Source organism: Nostoc sp. C117 (assembly GCF_043099735.1).
Taxonomy (GTDB): Bacteria; Cyanobacteriota; Cyanobacteriia; order Cyanobacteriales; family Nostocaceae; genus Nostoc.
Genome location: NZ_CP170991.1, coordinates 1,914,025 through 1,931,185, shown reverse-complemented (window position 1 = coordinate 1,931,185; position 17,161 = coordinate 1,914,025). Strand labels below are relative to the sequence as shown.

General features: G+C 41.5%; 13 protein-coding genes. 6 read left to right on the top strand and 7 right to left on the bottom strand.

The annotated features are described in order from the left end of the window. Position 1: 1 nt before the first annotated feature. Positions 2-799 (bottom strand): hypothetical protein, encoded by a 798-nt coding sequence (locus ACFG4S_RS09035; protein ID WP_392534477.1) that lies wholly within the window; start codon positions 797-799, stop codon positions 2-4. A 312-nt stretch (positions 800-1,111) separates the two neighbouring features. Here ACFG4S_RS09035 and ACFG4S_RS09030 point away from each other — a divergent pair, with 312 nt between their 5' ends. The 3 genes from ACFG4S_RS09030 to ftsH4 all read left to right on the top strand — a co-directional run bounded on the left by ACFG4S_RS09030 (position 1,112) and on the right by ftsH4 (position 4,412). Continuing rightward, positions 1,112-1,564 carry a molybdopterin-binding protein gene (locus ACFG4S_RS09030; RefSeq protein ID WP_392534476.1) on the top strand — a complete coding sequence of 151 codons (453 nt, stop codon included), beginning with the start codon at positions 1,112-1,114 and terminating at the stop codon, positions 1,562-1,564. A 582-nt stretch (positions 1,565-2,146) separates the two neighbouring features. Beyond that, entirely contained in the window at positions 2,147-2,353 is a 207-nt protein-coding gene (locus ACFG4S_RS09025) for a DUF2949 domain-containing protein (protein WP_392534475.1), read from the top strand. A 193-nt stretch (positions 2,354-2,546) separates the two neighbouring features. Continuing rightward, entirely contained in the window at positions 2,547-4,412 is a 1,866-nt protein-coding gene (ftsH4, locus tag ACFG4S_RS09020) for an ATP-dependent zinc metalloprotease FtsH4 (RefSeq protein ID WP_392534474.1), read from the top strand. Positions 4,413-4,478: 66 nt separating this feature from the next. Here ftsH4 and ACFG4S_RS09015 read toward each other — a convergent pair whose 3' ends face one another. The 3 genes from ACFG4S_RS09015 to ACFG4S_RS09005 all read right to left on the bottom strand — a co-directional run bounded on the left by ACFG4S_RS09015 (position 4,479) and on the right by ACFG4S_RS09005 (position 7,669). Beyond that, the gene (locus tag ACFG4S_RS09015) at positions 4,479-5,678 is read right to left on the bottom strand and encodes an MFS transporter (protein WP_392534473.1); all 1,200 of its coding nucleotides are present in this window, start codon (positions 5,676-5,678) and stop codon (positions 4,479-4,481) included. A gap of 240 nt (positions 5,679-5,918) precedes the next feature. Next, a complete protein-coding gene (gene moeB / locus ACFG4S_RS09010; protein ID WP_392534472.1) occupies positions 5,919-7,091 on the bottom strand; it encodes a molybdopterin-synthase adenylyltransferase MoeB in 1,173 nt (390 codons plus the stop codon). 71 nt (positions 7,092-7,162) lie between these two features. Continuing rightward, positions 7,163-7,669 (bottom strand): Mov34/MPN/PAD-1 family protein, encoded by a 507-nt coding sequence (locus tag ACFG4S_RS09005; RefSeq protein WP_392534471.1) that lies wholly within the window; start codon positions 7,667-7,669, stop codon positions 7,163-7,165. Between the two features lie 1,378 nt (positions 7,670-9,047). Here ACFG4S_RS09005 and ACFG4S_RS09000 point away from each other — a divergent pair. Further along, positions 9,048-11,384 (top strand): beta strand repeat-containing protein, encoded by a 2,337-nt coding sequence (locus ACFG4S_RS09000; RefSeq protein ID WP_392534470.1) that lies wholly within the window; start codon positions 9,048-9,050, stop codon positions 11,382-11,384. A gap of 119 nt (positions 11,385-11,503) precedes the next feature. Here the strand turns inward: ACFG4S_RS09000 and ACFG4S_RS08995 are convergent, their stop codons facing one another. Beyond that, on the bottom strand, positions 11,504-12,838 hold the full coding sequence (locus ACFG4S_RS08995) for a GTPase family protein (RefSeq protein ID WP_392534469.1): 1,335 nt from the start codon (positions 12,836-12,838) through the stop codon (positions 11,504-11,506). A gap of 183 nt (positions 12,839-13,021) precedes the next feature. On the opposite strand from ACFG4S_RS08995, the gene ACFG4S_RS08990 reads away from it, so the two are divergent. Next, a complete protein-coding gene (locus ACFG4S_RS08990) occupies positions 13,022-13,186 on the top strand; it encodes a hypothetical protein (RefSeq protein ID WP_392534468.1) in 165 nt (54 codons plus the stop codon). A 12-nt stretch (positions 13,187-13,198) separates the two neighbouring features. Here the strand turns inward: ACFG4S_RS08990 and ACFG4S_RS08985 are convergent, their stop codons facing one another. Beyond that, a complete protein-coding gene (locus tag ACFG4S_RS08985; protein WP_392534467.1) occupies positions 13,199-13,741 on the bottom strand; it encodes a response regulator in 543 nt (180 codons plus the stop codon). A gap of 194 nt (positions 13,742-13,935) precedes the next feature. After that, positions 13,936-14,640 carry a rhomboid family intramembrane serine protease gene (locus ACFG4S_RS08980; protein WP_392534466.1) on the bottom strand — a complete coding sequence of 235 codons (705 nt, stop codon included), beginning with the start codon at positions 14,638-14,640 and terminating at the stop codon, positions 13,936-13,938. Between the two features lie 205 nt (positions 14,641-14,845). On the opposite strand from ACFG4S_RS08980, the gene ACFG4S_RS08975 reads away from it, so the two are divergent. Further along, complete coding sequence (locus ACFG4S_RS08975; RefSeq protein ID WP_392534465.1) at positions 14,846-16,978, top strand: tetratricopeptide repeat protein; 2,133 nt, start codon at positions 14,846-14,848, stop codon at positions 16,976-16,978. The last annotated feature ends 183 nt before the right edge of the window (positions 16,979-17,161 follow it).

Below are 17,161 nucleotides of genomic sequence, written 5' to 3'. Positions count from 1 at the left end.
TTTACTCAACTTCCTCACAGCGAATTAACAGCATTTCCATCTCTTGTGCTAGAGAAATTAAATCTGTCCAAGAGGAGCCAGTGACTAAATTTTGGGCATGAGCTAATCGGTTTCGCAACTGTTCAGCAGACTTAAGGAAGCGTTCGCCAAAGCGCTTAGATTTCAGTCCTAGTTGGTCGAAAAGTTCTGGTTGATTTAAAACTAACTCTCGCTTATCGCAGAATTGCAGATAATCTAACAAATCCGTAGCTTCGTTTCTTTCCTGGCTCTCTCGCCATAGCCGTTGAGCAACTTCTAACCGCTCTTTTTTGAGGACTTTTTGCCAAGAATCTTGGGGATAGTAAAGACGCACTAGGCGTAACAGATTCATTTCTAGCAGCGTTACCAACCCAAACAGTAACATTCGTGCAGGTGCTTTCTGCAAGTCGCCACAGGTAACAATCCCAGTTACTTGATTGCAGTCGAGAACAAACAATCGGGGAGTTTGTTGTAAAATCGGTAGCAACTTCATCAGTGGGGTGGAAATAGCAATTAATTCTTTGGGATGAAACACCCGTTGATAGTCGCTACATTTCCCAGATTTACCTTGAATCAAACTAGAGCGTTCTACATAACCGCTAATTGTATCTCCCGTTTCCACACCAATGACATCAAAATTTTGTGCTTGCATCCAATGCAGCACTTCTGTCACCTCCGCATCAGCTGGCATAGCTTTGAGGGGTTCTGCAACGTATTCAATGGTGATATTGTTCTCAAACAAACTCCGCAGGTCTTGAGAACGCGATTTGAGGTGCTTCATCACCCTTTTATGAACTTACATTAGATAATCCTATGGTACTCGGGCGATCGCTCCATTAGTTTTCTCCCAGATGAATCCAGCTAATATTACCATTTTTGTTGGTATATTTATACTGATGTTTATCCATTATCAAGTAACAAATTATTTTGTATCTAGAAAAAATAAATATCTATGTAGTTAAATATATGAGATTAATTGATGAATTTTCCAGGGAAATGCAAAAAATCCTGCGGAAAATTTTTTATTAGTAAAATGATAGATCGAATTAATACTTGGTAGAATCATACCCAGATAACTCAAATTGATAATATTATGCCAAGAAAAGAACAAGGATGGGTCACATTTCAAACCTCAGAAGAGGAGCGGAAGATTCTGGAGGAATTCTGCGAAAACTCTCAACGAACCAAGACTGAGATTCTGCGAGAACTAGTGCGTAGTCTCAATCAGCACTCTTCACTACCAATATCACCATCAACAAAGCAGGAAAAGCAGGAAAGGCAGGAAGATGACTACAGTCAAAAACTTGAGATAGAAAGTAATATTCCGAAAAAATCATTAAAAGTTAGCTCTCGCAATATTCTTAAAGGTGTCATTAAACGAGTTGTTTATGGGGCTGTTAATAGTGAGGTGACGCTGGAGATTATTCACAAAGTAGAATTAACCTCGATTATTACCAGAGCTTCTGCTGAAGAGTTGGAATTAGCTGAAGGAAAAGAAGCTTATGCAGTCATTAAGTCGAATGATATAGTGATTGCCAGAGAATAGAAATATATTGATTTTAGACATGATATCTTAGGAAGATAAATTTACCTCACTAACATTTTTGATTCTGAAAATCTGTAACATAAATTGAGTATTTATATTTCGATGCGATCGCAGATATAAAAGCTGACGCGGGGAGTTTTGAATAGTAAATGATTTTCCAGACTTAACATAATAATTTCTTTGCGTCCCGCGTCTCTCATTCTCCGCGTCTCCCATCTTTGCGTCCCCGCGTGCTTTGAGTACGGTAAACCGTATTTGCTCATTAGTTCCCAAAGATTAATTTAATTGTTAAGTTTAGTTACATAAATTAAAAATTGCAGCAAACATAGCTGGAAGGAAAAATCTATGAGAAGGGATAGCATCCTAGAGAATCAAGATACAATAAAAAACTTGGCGTTGGGCTAGCCCGTTGTACACATTGCCTAAATTAGGCAGACACGGCTTGAAGACTGGATTTATGTCAGACAACACAGGTATCGTCCTGGCAACTTGCTTGTTTGCTAAGCATTGTTGACCACTCTTGAATTAAATTTCTCAAATCCCATCAAAAATAAAACTTATTTAACATTGTTTAACATTGCCATGAAAGCTACAAATCAATTAGTGGATTTTTTAGAAAAAGAGTTGGGTATTTCTGGGAAAGCAATTTCCCTCGCCTTGCGACACTGCGAACAGACTCCCAACTTCCTCGCAATGACCCTCTGGCAATATGGTCTGGTAACAATAGACCAGTTAGCCCAAATTTTTGATTGGTTAGACGGAACTGAGGACTGGGGATTGGGGAGATGAGGGAGATGAGGGAGACAAGGGGACAGAAGAGCAGAGGAGCAGAGGAGAGATTAATACTAACTCCTAACTCCTAACTCCTAACTCCTAACTCAGCACTCAGCACTCAACACTCAACACTCAGCACGGGCTAAACGCCCCGCTATCCATGTACAGCACTCCTAACGCCGATTTTCTCTAAAGATTGATAACACCTATGCCAATTAAAGAACAGCCTAAGTCACCTCGGTTTCGGATCATTGCTAATATATTGTTGGCGGTATCAGGAGTATTTCTACTTTTAAATCTCTTTTTACCTGGTTTATTTACTTCCGGGCCTGCTGGTGTTCCGTACAGCCTATTTATTCATCAAGTACAGGAAGGCGAAGTTAGCCGCGTTTCTGTGGGGCAAAACCAGATTATCTACCAAATAAAAACAGAGAATGGCGAACCAGGCCAGGTATTTGCAACTACACCAATCTTTGATTTGGAATTGCCCAAACTACTAGAACAAAAAGGTGTTGAGTTTGCTGCTACACCTCCACCTAAAAATACTTGGTTTACAACCCTCTTGAGTTGGGTGATTCCACCCCTGATTTTTATTGGCATCTGGCAGTTTTTTCTAGCTCGTGGTGGTGGCGGTGGTCCTCAAGGTGCCCTGTCTATTGGTAAGAGCAAAGCTAAAGTTTACGTTGAAGGGGAATCAGCAAAAATCACTTTTGCAGATGTGGCTGGGGTAGAAGAAGCGAAAACTGAATTAGTGGAAATTGTTGATTTCCTCAAGACTCCAGCACGTTTTACGCAAATTGGCGCTAGGATTCCCAAAGGTGTGCTATTGGTTGGACCTCCGGGAACTGGGAAGACACTTTTAGCGAAAGCTGTAGCAGGGGAAGCAGGAGTTCCATTCTTCAGTATTTCTGGTTCGGAGTTTGTAGAACTGTTTGTTGGTGTGGGTTCTTCTAGAGTGCGGGATTTATTTGAACAGGCCAAGAAACAGGCTCCCTGTATTATATTTATTGATGAATTGGATGCGATCGGTAAGTCTCGCAGCAGTAACGGGTTCTACGGCGGTAACGATGAACGAGAACAAACCCTCAACCAGTTATTAACTGAGATGGATGGGTTTGCGGCTGGCGATGCAACGGTGATTGTCCTTGCAGCTACTAACCGCCCCGAAATACTCGACCCTGCATTGCTGCGTCCAGGTCGCTTTGACCGCCAAGTGTTGGTAGACCGTCCTGATTTATCCGATCGCGAAGCAATTCTCAAGATTCACGCTCAAAAGGTAAAATTAGGAGATGATGTAGATTTAAAAGCGATCGCTACTCGTACTCCTGGTTTTGCTGGGGCAGATTTAGCCAACTTGGTGAATGAAGCTGCATTATTGGCCGCTCGCAATCTCCGTCAAAGTGTTGCTCAAGAAGACTTTGCCGAAGCAATTGAGCGGGTAGTTGCCGGTTTAGAAAAGAAGAGTCGCGTGATGAACGAGACTGAGAAAAAGATTGTTGCATACCATGAAGTCGGTCACGCAATGGTTGGGGCGCTAACAACTGGAAACGGTCGTGTAGAAAAGATTTCGATTATCCCTCGTGGGATGGCTGCTTTAGGCTACACCCTACAATTACCAACCGAAGACCGCTTTTTGATGAATGAAGCAGAATTGCGGGGTCAGATTGCGACTTTGTTAGGTGGACGTTCCGCCGAAGAGATTGTGTTTAACAGTATTACCACTGGTGCTTCCAACGATTTGCAACGAGCAACTGACTTGGCAGAACGGATGGTAACAGCCTATGGTATGAGTAAAGTCTTAGGGCCACTGGCATACCAACAAGGACAACAAGCAATGTTCCTCGGTAATGGTGCGGCTAATCCTCGGCGGGCGGTAAGTGAAGAAACGTCGAAAGCTATTGATAGCGAAGTTAAGGAAATCGTTGAAACAGCCCACGAACAAGCCCTAGAGATTCTCAGACAGAATCGAGACTTGCTAGAAGAGATAGCTACTCAACTGCTAGAAACAGAAGTCATTGAAGGCGAAAAACTCCACAGTTTGTTAAGTCAAGTTAAACCTGTAACTAATTCGTAATTCGTAATTAAGAAAGTCAGGTTTTAAACCCAGAAGTACGCAAAGAATAACTTTGCGTACTTTGCGTTAAACCTCTGCGTTCGTTTGCGTTTCCGAAATGCCACTCACCCCAATGCAAACACCAGCTAGGAAAAAAGCCAATCCACTGCCAACTGCACCAACAAAAGGTGTTATCGTTTGCATCTGCGGAAATATAATGCCAAACAAACTCATCGCCAAAGCGAATCCACCAAAATACATACCAATTCCTAATCCTGCCCACCTTTGGGGTACCATTCCTAAAGCAAAAGGAACTGCGCCGTTGACAATTAAACTAAAGCCAGCAATGATTAGCACAATTATGGGAATTTGTGCGCCCACAGATATCATTATCAGTAATGAGGGAATGATTGCACAGATCCCACAAAGCATCGCTTGACGATTACCGATTTTGACGCCGAACATTCCAGCTGGGATGCTAGCGAGAGCGATCGCTATTCCAATGCCTACCATCTGCATATCAATATTATCAGTATTAAGTTGGGCTTTGAGTACTTTACCCAAGACATCCATCAAAAAACGGATACCCCACGCTACACCACAACCAGTTCCTAAAATCAAAGCCAATTGCTGTAAAGGAAACTCTACTATCTCTGCATTGTGTGGCTCAACCGGTGTTTCTGGCGGATTGACTAACCGCAACACAGCCACTGCCCCCAACAAAACAAAAGAACCGATGGCAAAGGTCAAAACTGGCCCTAAACTGAGAATATACTTATTAGCGATCGGTCTAAAAGCGCCAATCAATCCTCCTGCCAAAGTCACAAAACTGACTGCCAATGGTAACTGAGCGGGTGTAGAATACATTCCCAACAGACACATAGCTGGGGAGCGAAAGATTGTCATCGCTAATGCCCAGGCTATTAATACTATAGGCAAGAGCGATCGCCCTACCATAGTAGGTGGAATAAAACTCACAACACATGGTATGGCAATAAACAAAGCCGATGCCAGAATAACACCTACTGAAATGAAAGGAAAACGAGTTCCTACCCAGCGCCTAGATTGATCCGAAAGTCCTCCCATCACTGGTTCCAACACCGCACTCAAGGCATTTTCTACTAGCAATAAACCAACAGCCAAGGACGCAGGAAAACCAAACTGAGTCAAAAGTTGGGGCAAATATGCATTATAAATTAACCAAGTCAGGGTAATGGCGCCCTGCACGGCTGCCAACACCCAAACTTGCACCCATAAGATATTTAAAGAAGAATTTGAAGTAGTCATAAGCTGTTACGCATTTAATTTGTACATTTACCTGATGACTGATGACTGTTAACCGTTAACCGTCAACAGTCATCAGTCAACAGTCAACAAGCATCAAGAGTGTTTATATACTTTAGACGCGCATCAGCTTAAGAAGAGAGGAGGGGGTGGGGAGTGTGGGAGGGTTGGGTTGATAGGGTGATTGGGTAAATTTCTTTCCCTATCTCCCCATCGCCTCATCTCCTTATCTCCCTATCTCCTTTAATACTCCGGAACTGAGGAATCGATTTCCCGACTCCAAGCGGTAATTCCACCTTTGACATTTGTTCCGACAATCCCGGCTTCTTTGAGGATAGCCAGGGCTTTTGCCGATCGCCCGCCCATTTTACAATGAGCAATTAAGTGATGACCGTTCAATATTTGCTTCACTTTAGCAACGCCATCACCGTTTTCAATCTCTGGTAAGGGCACCAAAACTGAACCAGGAATTTTCGCAATCTCGTACTCGTTCGGGTTGCGGACATCTAGCAGCACAAAATCTTTCGCACCACTATCTAGCAATTCCTTCAAATCCTTAACCGTCATTTCTTGAATTTCCATCTGCTGTTTCGCCTCCTCTGCCTTAGCTTGGGGAATTCCGCAGAACTGTTCGTAGTCTATCAGCTTTTCAATGACTGGACGAATGGGATTAGGACGCAATTTCAACTCTCGGAATTTCATTGCTAAGGCGTCGTATAACAACAACCGTCCGCTTAGCGTATTACCCTGTCTCATAATGATTTTGACAGTTTCCGTGGCTTGAATTAAACCAATAATTCCTGGCAAAATTCCCAATACGCCACCTTCTGCACAAGAGGGAACCATTCCTGGTGGTGGTGGTTCTGGGAACAGGTCACGATAATTCGGTCCACCTTCGTAGTTAAATACAGTAGCTTGCCCTTCAAAGCGGAAAATCGAACCGTAGACGTTGGGTTTGTTTAACAATACGCAAGCATCGTTAACTAGATATCTCGTGGGGAAATTATCTGTGCCATCCACCACGATATCGTAAGGTTGAAGGATTTCTAGGGCATTTTCGGAACTCAGGCGAGTTTCGTATAAATCAACCTGACAATAGGGGTTAATCTCATGAATGCGGTTTTTTGCAGATTCAATCTTCGGTTTACCCACCCAAGATGTACCGTGAATCACTTGGCGTTGCAGATTGGAAGTATCAACAATATCGAAATCGACAATCCCAATGCGTCCAATACCCGCCGCCGCTAGATATAAAAGTAATGGCGAACCTAATCCACCAGTACCGATACACAGTACACTGGCGGCTTTCAGGCGCTTTTGTCCTTCTAGTCCCACTTCCGGCAAAATCAGATGTCGGGAGTAGCGTTCGTAATCGTCTTTGGTCAACTGGATTTCATCCAGATTGGGATTAAGCATAGCAGTTAAGATGTGGAAGAGCGAGAATATTAATCCTATCGAAAAATGATATCTGTCTTGAAATTAAGCTGTTAAATTATATTCTCAATTGCCTCTGCTTGGAACTGATGACTATCATCAAGGCTCCAGCTTTGGAGTTCTCCGGCTTTACCGTTTTGGACGGAAACTATTATATACGAGTATCCTGGCCAAGCGTATAGGCGATCGCATTCTGAGGGTATAGCCGGATGATCTGGGTGGGAGTGAAAAATGCCGATAATGTTCAATGAACGCTCCCGTGCTTGCTTTTGTGCTTGTAACATCACTTCCGGAGCGATCGCATATTGCCGCTTTTTACTTTCTGCTGTACGTAGACGCGTTGGCGTAGCCTCTCGTAGAGAAGCAGCTTGTCGTGAGACATCGCCAGAAAACTCAGCTGCTGCTTCAGTATTCCAGACATTTTCTGTTGGCATGACTTCCACTGTGATTTTGCCATCACTACCCAGATGGCCAAAAATTATACCACAACATTCCTCTGGGTAGATACTTTCGGCATGGGTACAGATGATTTGCAATTGTTTTTCGCTAAGTCGGATCATGTCTGCGTTTGTAATTTTGCAATTTCTAGGGATTCTCGTTTAGACACCATACCTCAGTAGACTTCTTGCAGAAGTCGGGAAAAGGGGAAGGTGGGGCCCCCACGAAGTGGGGATAAGGGGCAGGGGGAAAGGGTTTAAATCTCTTACCCTTTTCCCTTTTCCCTTTCCCCAGTCCTCACAAGCGCATTTTTGGGTTGGTAGACTACTAGTCACTACTAATTTTATTCTAATGAGCCTGATGCATCAGGCTGAGGCTTTCTGCATATAGCTAGACTATCAAAATATAAACAATCTACAAATCTAAGTATTTATATAGACATCACTTAGCAAATAACTAGGAAAAAATATTTGTCTAAGTATAGACATTTAAGTAAATATTCGCTATTTTGTTATTAACAGGTTATTCAAATGTTCCCTATTTTTAAAGCTAAACACCTGCGGGTGATAGTCGGCAATAAAGGTATAAAATTTATACTTCTATGCCCTACTAAGTGTTTTCTATTTTGAAGCTGGTAAAATTTACGCATTGACAAATCGACCAAATTATTGGCTTTGGGTTTCAGGTGTTCAAGCTTAATTTTTCAATTCTTTTTCAGCGATGCTTACGGTAAATGCTTGCCGTTGTTACTGACCAAGGATAAATAAAATAAGCCTGAGACTACTTATTTTTGTGAATCCACACACCAATGAATTTGTCTACAGTGCTTAAGATTTAGAGAGTCCAATAAGTTGGGTAAGTAATATTTGCAAGCCAATCAAAGTGAGAATCTACGGAAAAAATCCTAACTCTCAAGGGTGACATTAAATTATGTTGAAAGCCTCAGTCTTGGCTAATATTTGTGTACTCAAAAGACACTAAAACTAACAGGACTTAGGCAACTGCCAAATCTATCTTCTCTGATACTGGTCAAGAGTCTAGAGTTTTTTGACTCTTGATGCGAATGGCACGCATACTCACGCACAGATCCTTCCTTAATATAACTCTTGACAGAGAGTGTAGGAGTATGTAGGTGTGGAAAATCCTAACATATATTGACTCGCTCAAATCTCGATTTCACGAGGTAAGCTGTTACGCATTTAATTTGTACATTTACCTGATGACTGTTAACTGTTAACCGTCAACCGTCAACAGTTAACAGTCAAAGACCATCAAGAGTCTTTATATACTTTTAGACGCGCATCAGCTTAGTGCTTTCACTTGTACTCTTACCGACTTATACCGTTACACCCAGGCAAGCGCAAGGGTTTCAACTTTACAAGAGTGCCATTTAACTCTTCACTCTGGATAACCTTGACGAAAAAATATGAGACTTGCGTAAGTCCTAAGTAACTTTAGAACTTAATTTACTGAGAAAATCAATTCACAGAGGAAAAAGTAATGGTAGATATCATTGGAAGCAACGAGAATGATACCTTAGTGGGCACTGACAATGCGGACACAATTAACGGTAAAGCCGGTAACGATATCATTACAGGTAAGCAGGGTAACGATACCTTAACTGGTGGTGGTGGCAAAGATAAATTTGTTTACAACAGTGACTTGAGTGACGGTACTGATACCATCACCGATTTCGGTGGTGTAGGTAAAGGTAGAAATCCGACAGCAGGAGTCATTGCCGAAGTTGATGTCATCAAATTCGTTGGTGCTGGATTTACTGCACGAAATCTGCTGCTGACACAGAATGGTACAAATTTGGAAATCACTTTTGAAGGAGTAGATGATGCCAAAATCATCCTGAAAAACTTCAAATTAGAAGACTTGGAGAACCTGAAAGCTTCTGGTGCAATGTCGGCCATTGGTAATATTCTGTTTGATGGACAAACTAGTATCACCGACAGCTTTAATGTTCTCGATGCCAACTCTACAGATACAAGCATCGGCATCAAGAATACGGTAACCTTCCTCAATGACCTGGATAACAACATTACGGCTTTAGACGACTCAAATGATGTAGTGAATGGTCAGGGGGGTAATGACAAAATCGACGGGTTAAGTGGTGACGACCTTTTGAGGGGTGGTACAGGAAATGATACCCTCATTGGTGGTGTAGGCAATGATACTCTCATTGCTGGTACGAGGAATAACACCCTTGGTGGTATTAGTGATGATAACTATTCAGAAGGGAATAACCTGCTAGATGGTGGCGATGGCATTGATTTTCTCTCTGCCTCTGGCTTCCGGACATCCAACGATACAGGAGATGTTGTCTATTCTTCTGGGAATAACACCCTTCAGGGTGGTGCTGGTGACGATAAGTTGAATGCTGATTATTCATCAGGCGATAATTTGCTGGATGGTGGCGATGGCAATGACTTTCTCAGTGTCAGTAGCGAATACTACTACTTGAATATTGGCGCTTTAGGGAACAACACCCTCATCGGTGGCGGTGGTAATGATAAATTGAATGCTGATTACTCATCAGGCAATAACTTGCTGGATGGTGGCGATGGCAATGATTTTCTCTCTGTGTCTGGCTTCCAATATTACTCAACCATTGGCGCATCAGGTAATAACACCCTTAACGGTGGTGCTGATAATGATTACTTGAATGCTAATTATTCAACAGGTAATAACTTACTCGATGGAGGTCTTGGTAATGATACACTAAATGTTAGCGCTTCAGGTGGCCATAATCTACTTGATGGTGGCGATGGAAATGATTATCTATTTGCTTCCAGCAACATCACTAGATATGGTATAGATCGCTCCTTAGGCAATAATACCCTCAATGGTGGTACTGGTGACGATACCTTGAATGTTGACGGTTCAAGAGGCAATAACCTACTCAATGGTGGCGATGGCAATGATTTTCTCTCTGCATCTGGCTACCTTGATTACTACGGAGGAGAATTTTTCGCTTCTGGTAAGAATACTCTAAATGGCGGCGCAGGTAAGGATACCTTAAAAGTTGATTTTTCCACAAGCGACAACTTACTTAATGGCGGTGATGGGAATGATTCTCTCACAGCCTCTGGTTACGACTACGGCTATAGCGGAAGTTCTTATTATGTCACATCAGGCAATAACACCCTTAACGGTGGTGCCGGCAATGATACGTTGAATATTGACTATTCATCAGGTAATAACCTGTTGGATGGAGGCAATGGCAATGATTATCTCTCTGCATCTGGCTACAACTACAATGAGTACGACGGAACCTACAGTGTTACATCAGGCAATAATACTCTCAATGGTGGGGCAGGTAGCGATCGCTTGATTGTTGATTTTTCAACAGGCAAGAACTTACTCTATGGGGGTGATGGCAATGATTATCTCTGTGCCTCTGGCGCCTCTGGTAATAACACCCTCAACGGTGGCAATGGCAATGACACCATCTCTGGTGGTAATGGAAATGATATCCTCACAGGTGGCTACGGTAATGATAGTCTAATTGGAGGAACTGGTACTGACACCTTTGCTTTCAATAGTTTCAATGAAGGGGTTGATAGACTGGATGATTTTAAGGCCACTAATGAAGTGATTCAGGTATCAGCTGCTGGTTTTGGTGGCGGGTTATCCATAGGTTCACTTTCAGTTAGTCAGTTTAGAATCGGAGCATATGCAAACACTAGCGCTCAGCGATTTATCTATAACTCAACTACAGGTGCATTATTCTTTGACCGGGATGGCAGCGCAGGTGTATTTAGTCAGGTACAATTTGCACAGCTATCTACAGGCTTATCACTAACCGCACACAATTTTGTGGTTGTTTAATCTTAATTAGCGATCGCACATAACGCAATACTTGTCGGGTTTTGGGGATAAGGGGTGGGGAAACAGGGAAAGAAAAAAGCTTTAACCCAAACCCAGTAACCTTTTCCCAAAACCAAATCTTAAAGTTTAATTCCCTTAAACCGTTCTTGTGCGCCCTGAAAAGCTTCTTGCATTACCAACTGAATTCTCTGGGGATCGGGTTTCTTGCCACCCATTAAATCACCAAAGTAAACACAGGCTGCTTCCCCTAGCGCCCAGGTATAGGCGGCTGCCCAAGATGCCGCGATCGCACTCCCAAATCCTGGTATAAATTTGATTAATTCCCGTGCAATGGCCTGTGCTAAAAAACCACCAGCGATCGCACTTACAACACCCCCTGCCTGGGATGGAGTAACTGTTTGCCCATATAATTTTCCTAAAATACCTACCATCGAAACTTGCAGAGCTGTTAACACGGGCATTGTGGCAAATGGCAGCGGCACAGCGGCCAGGGTTGCAGACATAATCGCAAATGGTAAAATATAACGCCGTGCTGTATCACGGTAGAGGTTACCAATTTGCTTACTAACTTCTTCTCGATCCAATAACTGATAAATTGCTTGGGCTTCTGCTTGTGGGAGTAGTTCTGCTAAAGAATCTCTTAGAGCTTCTAAGCCATAAAAGACTGGGTTATAGCCATCTTCTTCTAAGGTAAAGTCAATGATTACAGAGCGATCAAAGACTCCAGCAAAAGCTTCTTGTATCGCAGTTAATGCACGGTTGACTTCCTCAAAGTCTGGCGGATAGACGGGATGATCGACAGTATCGAGAGGATAAACCTCATGCAAACAAGTAACGGCTAGCAAACAGGGAATATCTGGATACTTCTGGCGCAGCTTTTGAGTAATTTGTCGCAGGGTGTCAGTTGCAAAATCATTAATTTTGACGGTCAAAAGTAATATTCTGGCGGAACGAGTTTCTTGTTGTAAATCGCCAACTAACTCTTGAATGATGGCTTGAGTATCCTGATTAACATCACCCAACCCCACGGTATCAGTAAAAACCAGTAATGGCAGGTCATTGGAAGGATAGGCATAGCGCTGGGTGTGTTGGGTGTGCGGACGAAATCCTTGACCGATAATTTCCGCAGAAACTCCCGTCAATCCCCGGATAATTGAGCTTTTTCCGGCTTGGGGTTTACCAATTAACAGGGCTTCTGTGGTTGGTAGTTCGGCTCGAACTCTCTCTAAAATCTCAGCAACTTGAGCCTCGCTTACACTAAACCAATCAATAACTGTCTGTGCCAGTTGTTCTACGGGTAAAAGTTGCGTCAAACGTGTTGTTGCGTTGTTCCAGACACCAGCAATGCGGTTTGTCCAGGAATTATCGACTGATTTATTGGTTACAGCATCAGCCAATTCAGTTAATTGCTGAGAGTCATCTGACAGCGAGTCAGGATTATGTTGTTCACTCATTCCCATCCAAATGGCAGATTGCTTTCCATAGCTCAGAAAACTTACTCCGGTTCAAGACTGAAATTGTTATATCTAGAAGAACTTTAATAGTGATTTTATAGCGATTATCAAAAAAATAACCACTGCCATAAGTAGTGTTGTGAACTTGGGTAATACTTCGTTGGGAATAACGATAAATAATTTTTGTCCAGCTACGCAGCCGCTGCACCTTTAATGCATCGACCCGCATCTTTGTTGCATCGACCTGCATCTTTGTTGCATCGACCTGCATCTTTGTTGCATCGACCTGTATCTTTGTTGTATCGACCTGCATCTTTGTTGCATCGACCTGCATCTTTGTTGCATTGACCTGGAACTTTATCAACTTAAGTTAATTAAATCAGCGATCGCCTTGATTAATGCATCTGGTTCTATTGGTTTAGCTATATGCATTTGAAACCCTGCTGCTAGTGCTTGCTGCTGATTGATTTCCCCAGCATAAGCCGTCAGCGCGATCGCTGGTACGCATCCACCTGCTTGAGGCGATCGTTTTCTCACTTCACGCATCAGCATATAACCATCTGTCTTTGGCATTCCAATATCGCTGATTAAAACATCTGGGATGGACTCAGATAGTGCTTTTAGTGCTTCTTGCGCTGATGTGACGGTGGTGACATCTACATCATACTCTTGCAAAATAAAGGTCACTAAGTCGCGGATATCTGGTTCATCGTCCACCACTAGAATTTTAGTTTCCTTGAGAAATGATGTATCAAGCTCATCCACTAAAGACTCATTTTCCTGATTCCCTATCTGTTCATTTGCGATCAAAAGCGGTAAGTGTATGGTGAAAGTTGGATTCAATTCTTCTGCGAGACTTTCGGCTTTAACTTTTTGCCTATGAATCATATCAACAGTTGGCATCTTGCACAGCACTCATAACTAAACAATGCCTACTCTTCAAGTTTGGCATCCCCTAGTTTTATGAGTATGAATTTTTCAGTTAAGAAATACAATCTATCAAAAGGCGCATAAACAATTAAAAATTTTAAAATACTCGAAAATCCCAAGGCTAATATCCCCAAATTGTCTAATAAGTTGGGTATCTGTTTGTTTATCTATAAAATCCTTCTAAATCGCATGAAACCAGCACCAATCAATAATCCTACAACCTGACTCAAGTAGACAACACCAGATTGATTTACACCAAATGGGGGGATATTCAAACTTCCAATACCATAAAATAGCTGTTGGGCAAACCACCAAAAGACATAAAAAAAGGCTGGGAGTTCCATAGGAACATACACAATTATGAGTGGCAAAATACTGTCAATTTTTGCTTTAGGAAACTTAATAATATACGCTCCTAAAATAGCAGCGATCGCCCCATTTGCTCCAATCAAAGGTACAGTCAAACTCGGTTCAGCTAAAATTTGGATCGCCCCAGTCACAACACCACCCGCCAGATACAATACGAGATAGCGTCTATGTCCCAGAATATTTTCTACAGTCTTCCCAAAAACCCATAAAAATAGAAGATTTCCCAAGATTTGACTAAAACTTCCGTGCAAAAATACTGCAAAAATTAGGGAAAATATTCGCCAAAAGACAACTATCCAAGCAGCCGAATTAAAGAAAATAGCATTTGTAATAGCTCCACTAATCTGGGCTGGAATTACACCCCAACTATTGACAAAGTAGCCCAATTCTTCAGTAAATTCTAGTTTCAATTCCCATAAGAATACAGCAATATTAATGCCGATTAGCCAGTAATTAATAATCGGCTTATTCCAACAACGAATGTTATCACTAATAGGAATCATACTAATTCGTAATTCATAATACTTCGGCTCCCTTGGGCTTCGCGGTAGTTGAGCGTAGTCGAAACTCAGAGCAAGACGCTCAGTACAAGTTCGTAATTCGTAATTCAGAAATGCTAAACAAGGCTTGCTCCCTACTCCCTCAGTTTCCCTTAACCTGTGGCAAGATTGAAATCAGATCGCATCGCACTTACACTAGGCAAACGAGATGCTGGGAAATACGCTTGTTGGAAGATACCAAATTATTAGTAACTTGGGAGGTGGGGGTTTTGGTGAAACTTTTGTTGCTTATGATACTCAATTACCTGGTTCTCCTCAATGTGTGGTCAAAAAACTCAAGCCTCAAGCAAATGACCCAGTAACTTTAGAAACAGCAAGGCGTTTATTTGATACAGAAGCTCAAGTTTTGTATAAACTGGGTACTCACGATTGTATTCCCCAACTTTTAGCTTACTTTGAAGAAAATGCCGAATTTTATCTCGTACAGGAATTAATCGAAGGTCATGACCTAAGTGAAGAATTAACACTTGGGAAAACCTGGAGTCAAGACGAGGTGATTTCACTTCTACAAGAAATTTTGACAATCTTAGAATTTGTCCATCAACAGAATGTAATTCACCGTGATGTCAATCCCCGAAATATTCTTAGGCGTGCTGCTGATGGCAAATTAATCTTAATTGATTTTGGTGCAGTTAAACAAATTGCTACCCAAGTTATTACTCCCCAAGGTGTAAGTCAAGGTACTGTTGCTATAGGTACACCTGGATATATTCCAAGCGAACAGGCTCATGGTACACCCAAATTAAGCAGTGATATCTATGCTACAGGGATAATTGCTATTCAAGCCCTGACCGGATTATCTGCGGAAGAAATAGTCAAAGATGCTGATACGAATGAGATTATCTGGCAGAATAAAACCACAGTTACACCAGAATTTGCTCAATTTTTAGATAGAATGGTCTGTTATGATTTTCGGCAACGTTACCCTTCGGCAACGGTGGCATTAAGAGCGCTAAAAGAGTTAACCCAACCACCGGCTCAAACAATAGCGTTGACTCCTATTTCCTCACCAAATCAGATCAAAAATTCTCCACCGAAAAAAGGCATATTAGGTAAAATTTTATTGGTAATATTTTTTATTGGGGTCAGTGGAGTAGTATCAATATTTATTTTCAATCACGTTAATTCTAATAACGCCATAGAATTATCTAAACAAGGAAATACGTTTTTTGATTTGCAACGTTATCAAGAAGCATTAGCAGTATATGAAAAAGCAGTTAATATTAGACCAGATTATCCTCAAGGCTGGAATGGTCAAGGTAAAACGCTTTATGAATTGAAAAAATATAAAGACGCTCTTGCAGCATATGACAAAGCAATTCAAATTAAGCCAGATTATTTAGAAGCTTGGATTGGACGAGGCTTTGTCTTGGGAAAATTACAGCGATATCAAGAAGCGATCGCTTCTTTTAACAAAGCCTTAGAATTAAATAATCAAAATGGCGAAGTTTGGAATGCTAAAGGAGAAGCTTTAAGTAATTTAAACCAATATGACGAAGCAATTAAAGCTTATGAAAAAGCCATTGAATTTCAACCAGATGATTTTGAAGCATGGTACAAAAAAGGATTAGCTTTACAAAATTCCAAACGCTATGAAGAAGCGATCGCTGCGTATCAAAAAGTCGTTGATTTAAAGCCAGATTACGTGTCAGCTTGGTATAATCAAGGAAATGCTCTAGTCAATTTGCAACGTTACCGAGATGCATTTACAGCTTACGATAAAGCGGTGCAATACAAGCGAGATTTTTATCAAGCTTGGTTATCTAGAGGTAATATACTCATGAATTTACAACGTTATCCAGAAGCGATTGAATCTTTTAATCAAGTAATTAAATACAATCCCAGTAACTATCAAGCATGGTATAATATGGGCTGGTCGCTGCATCAAAGCCAACGCTATGAAGCCGCAATAGAATCTTATAATAAAGCAGCAAATATTAAGCGAGGCGATTATCAACTCTGGTATAACTTGGGAAATTCGCAATACAATTTGCAAAAATATGAAGAGGCGATCGCATCTTATAATAAAGCAGTTCGTTATAAACCAGACAATTATGAAAGCTGGTATAGTAGAGGCAATGCCCTCTTAAATTTGAAACGCTATCAAGATGCGATCGCTTCTTATAACCAAGCAATCAAATATAAGCCTAATTACCAACAAGCAATAGACGCTCGCAACCAAGCGCAAATTCAACTACAAGGCGAAAAATCAAAGCCTCTAATTATTGTACCGACCATCCCACTTCTTAATCCCAGCAATCCACCACAGAGGATACCATAATTCGTAATTACGAATTGTTAACAACACTGAATTAGAAGCAATAAGTGGAATTTTAATTGATTATCAAGAAGATTTTGAGATCAAAACTTATCATTCATGGCATTACTATAAATTTATTGTTTATTTTACCAAAAGCTGTGAGCATCGGTAATTTATTGGGCAATCTAAAAACAGCCTAGAATT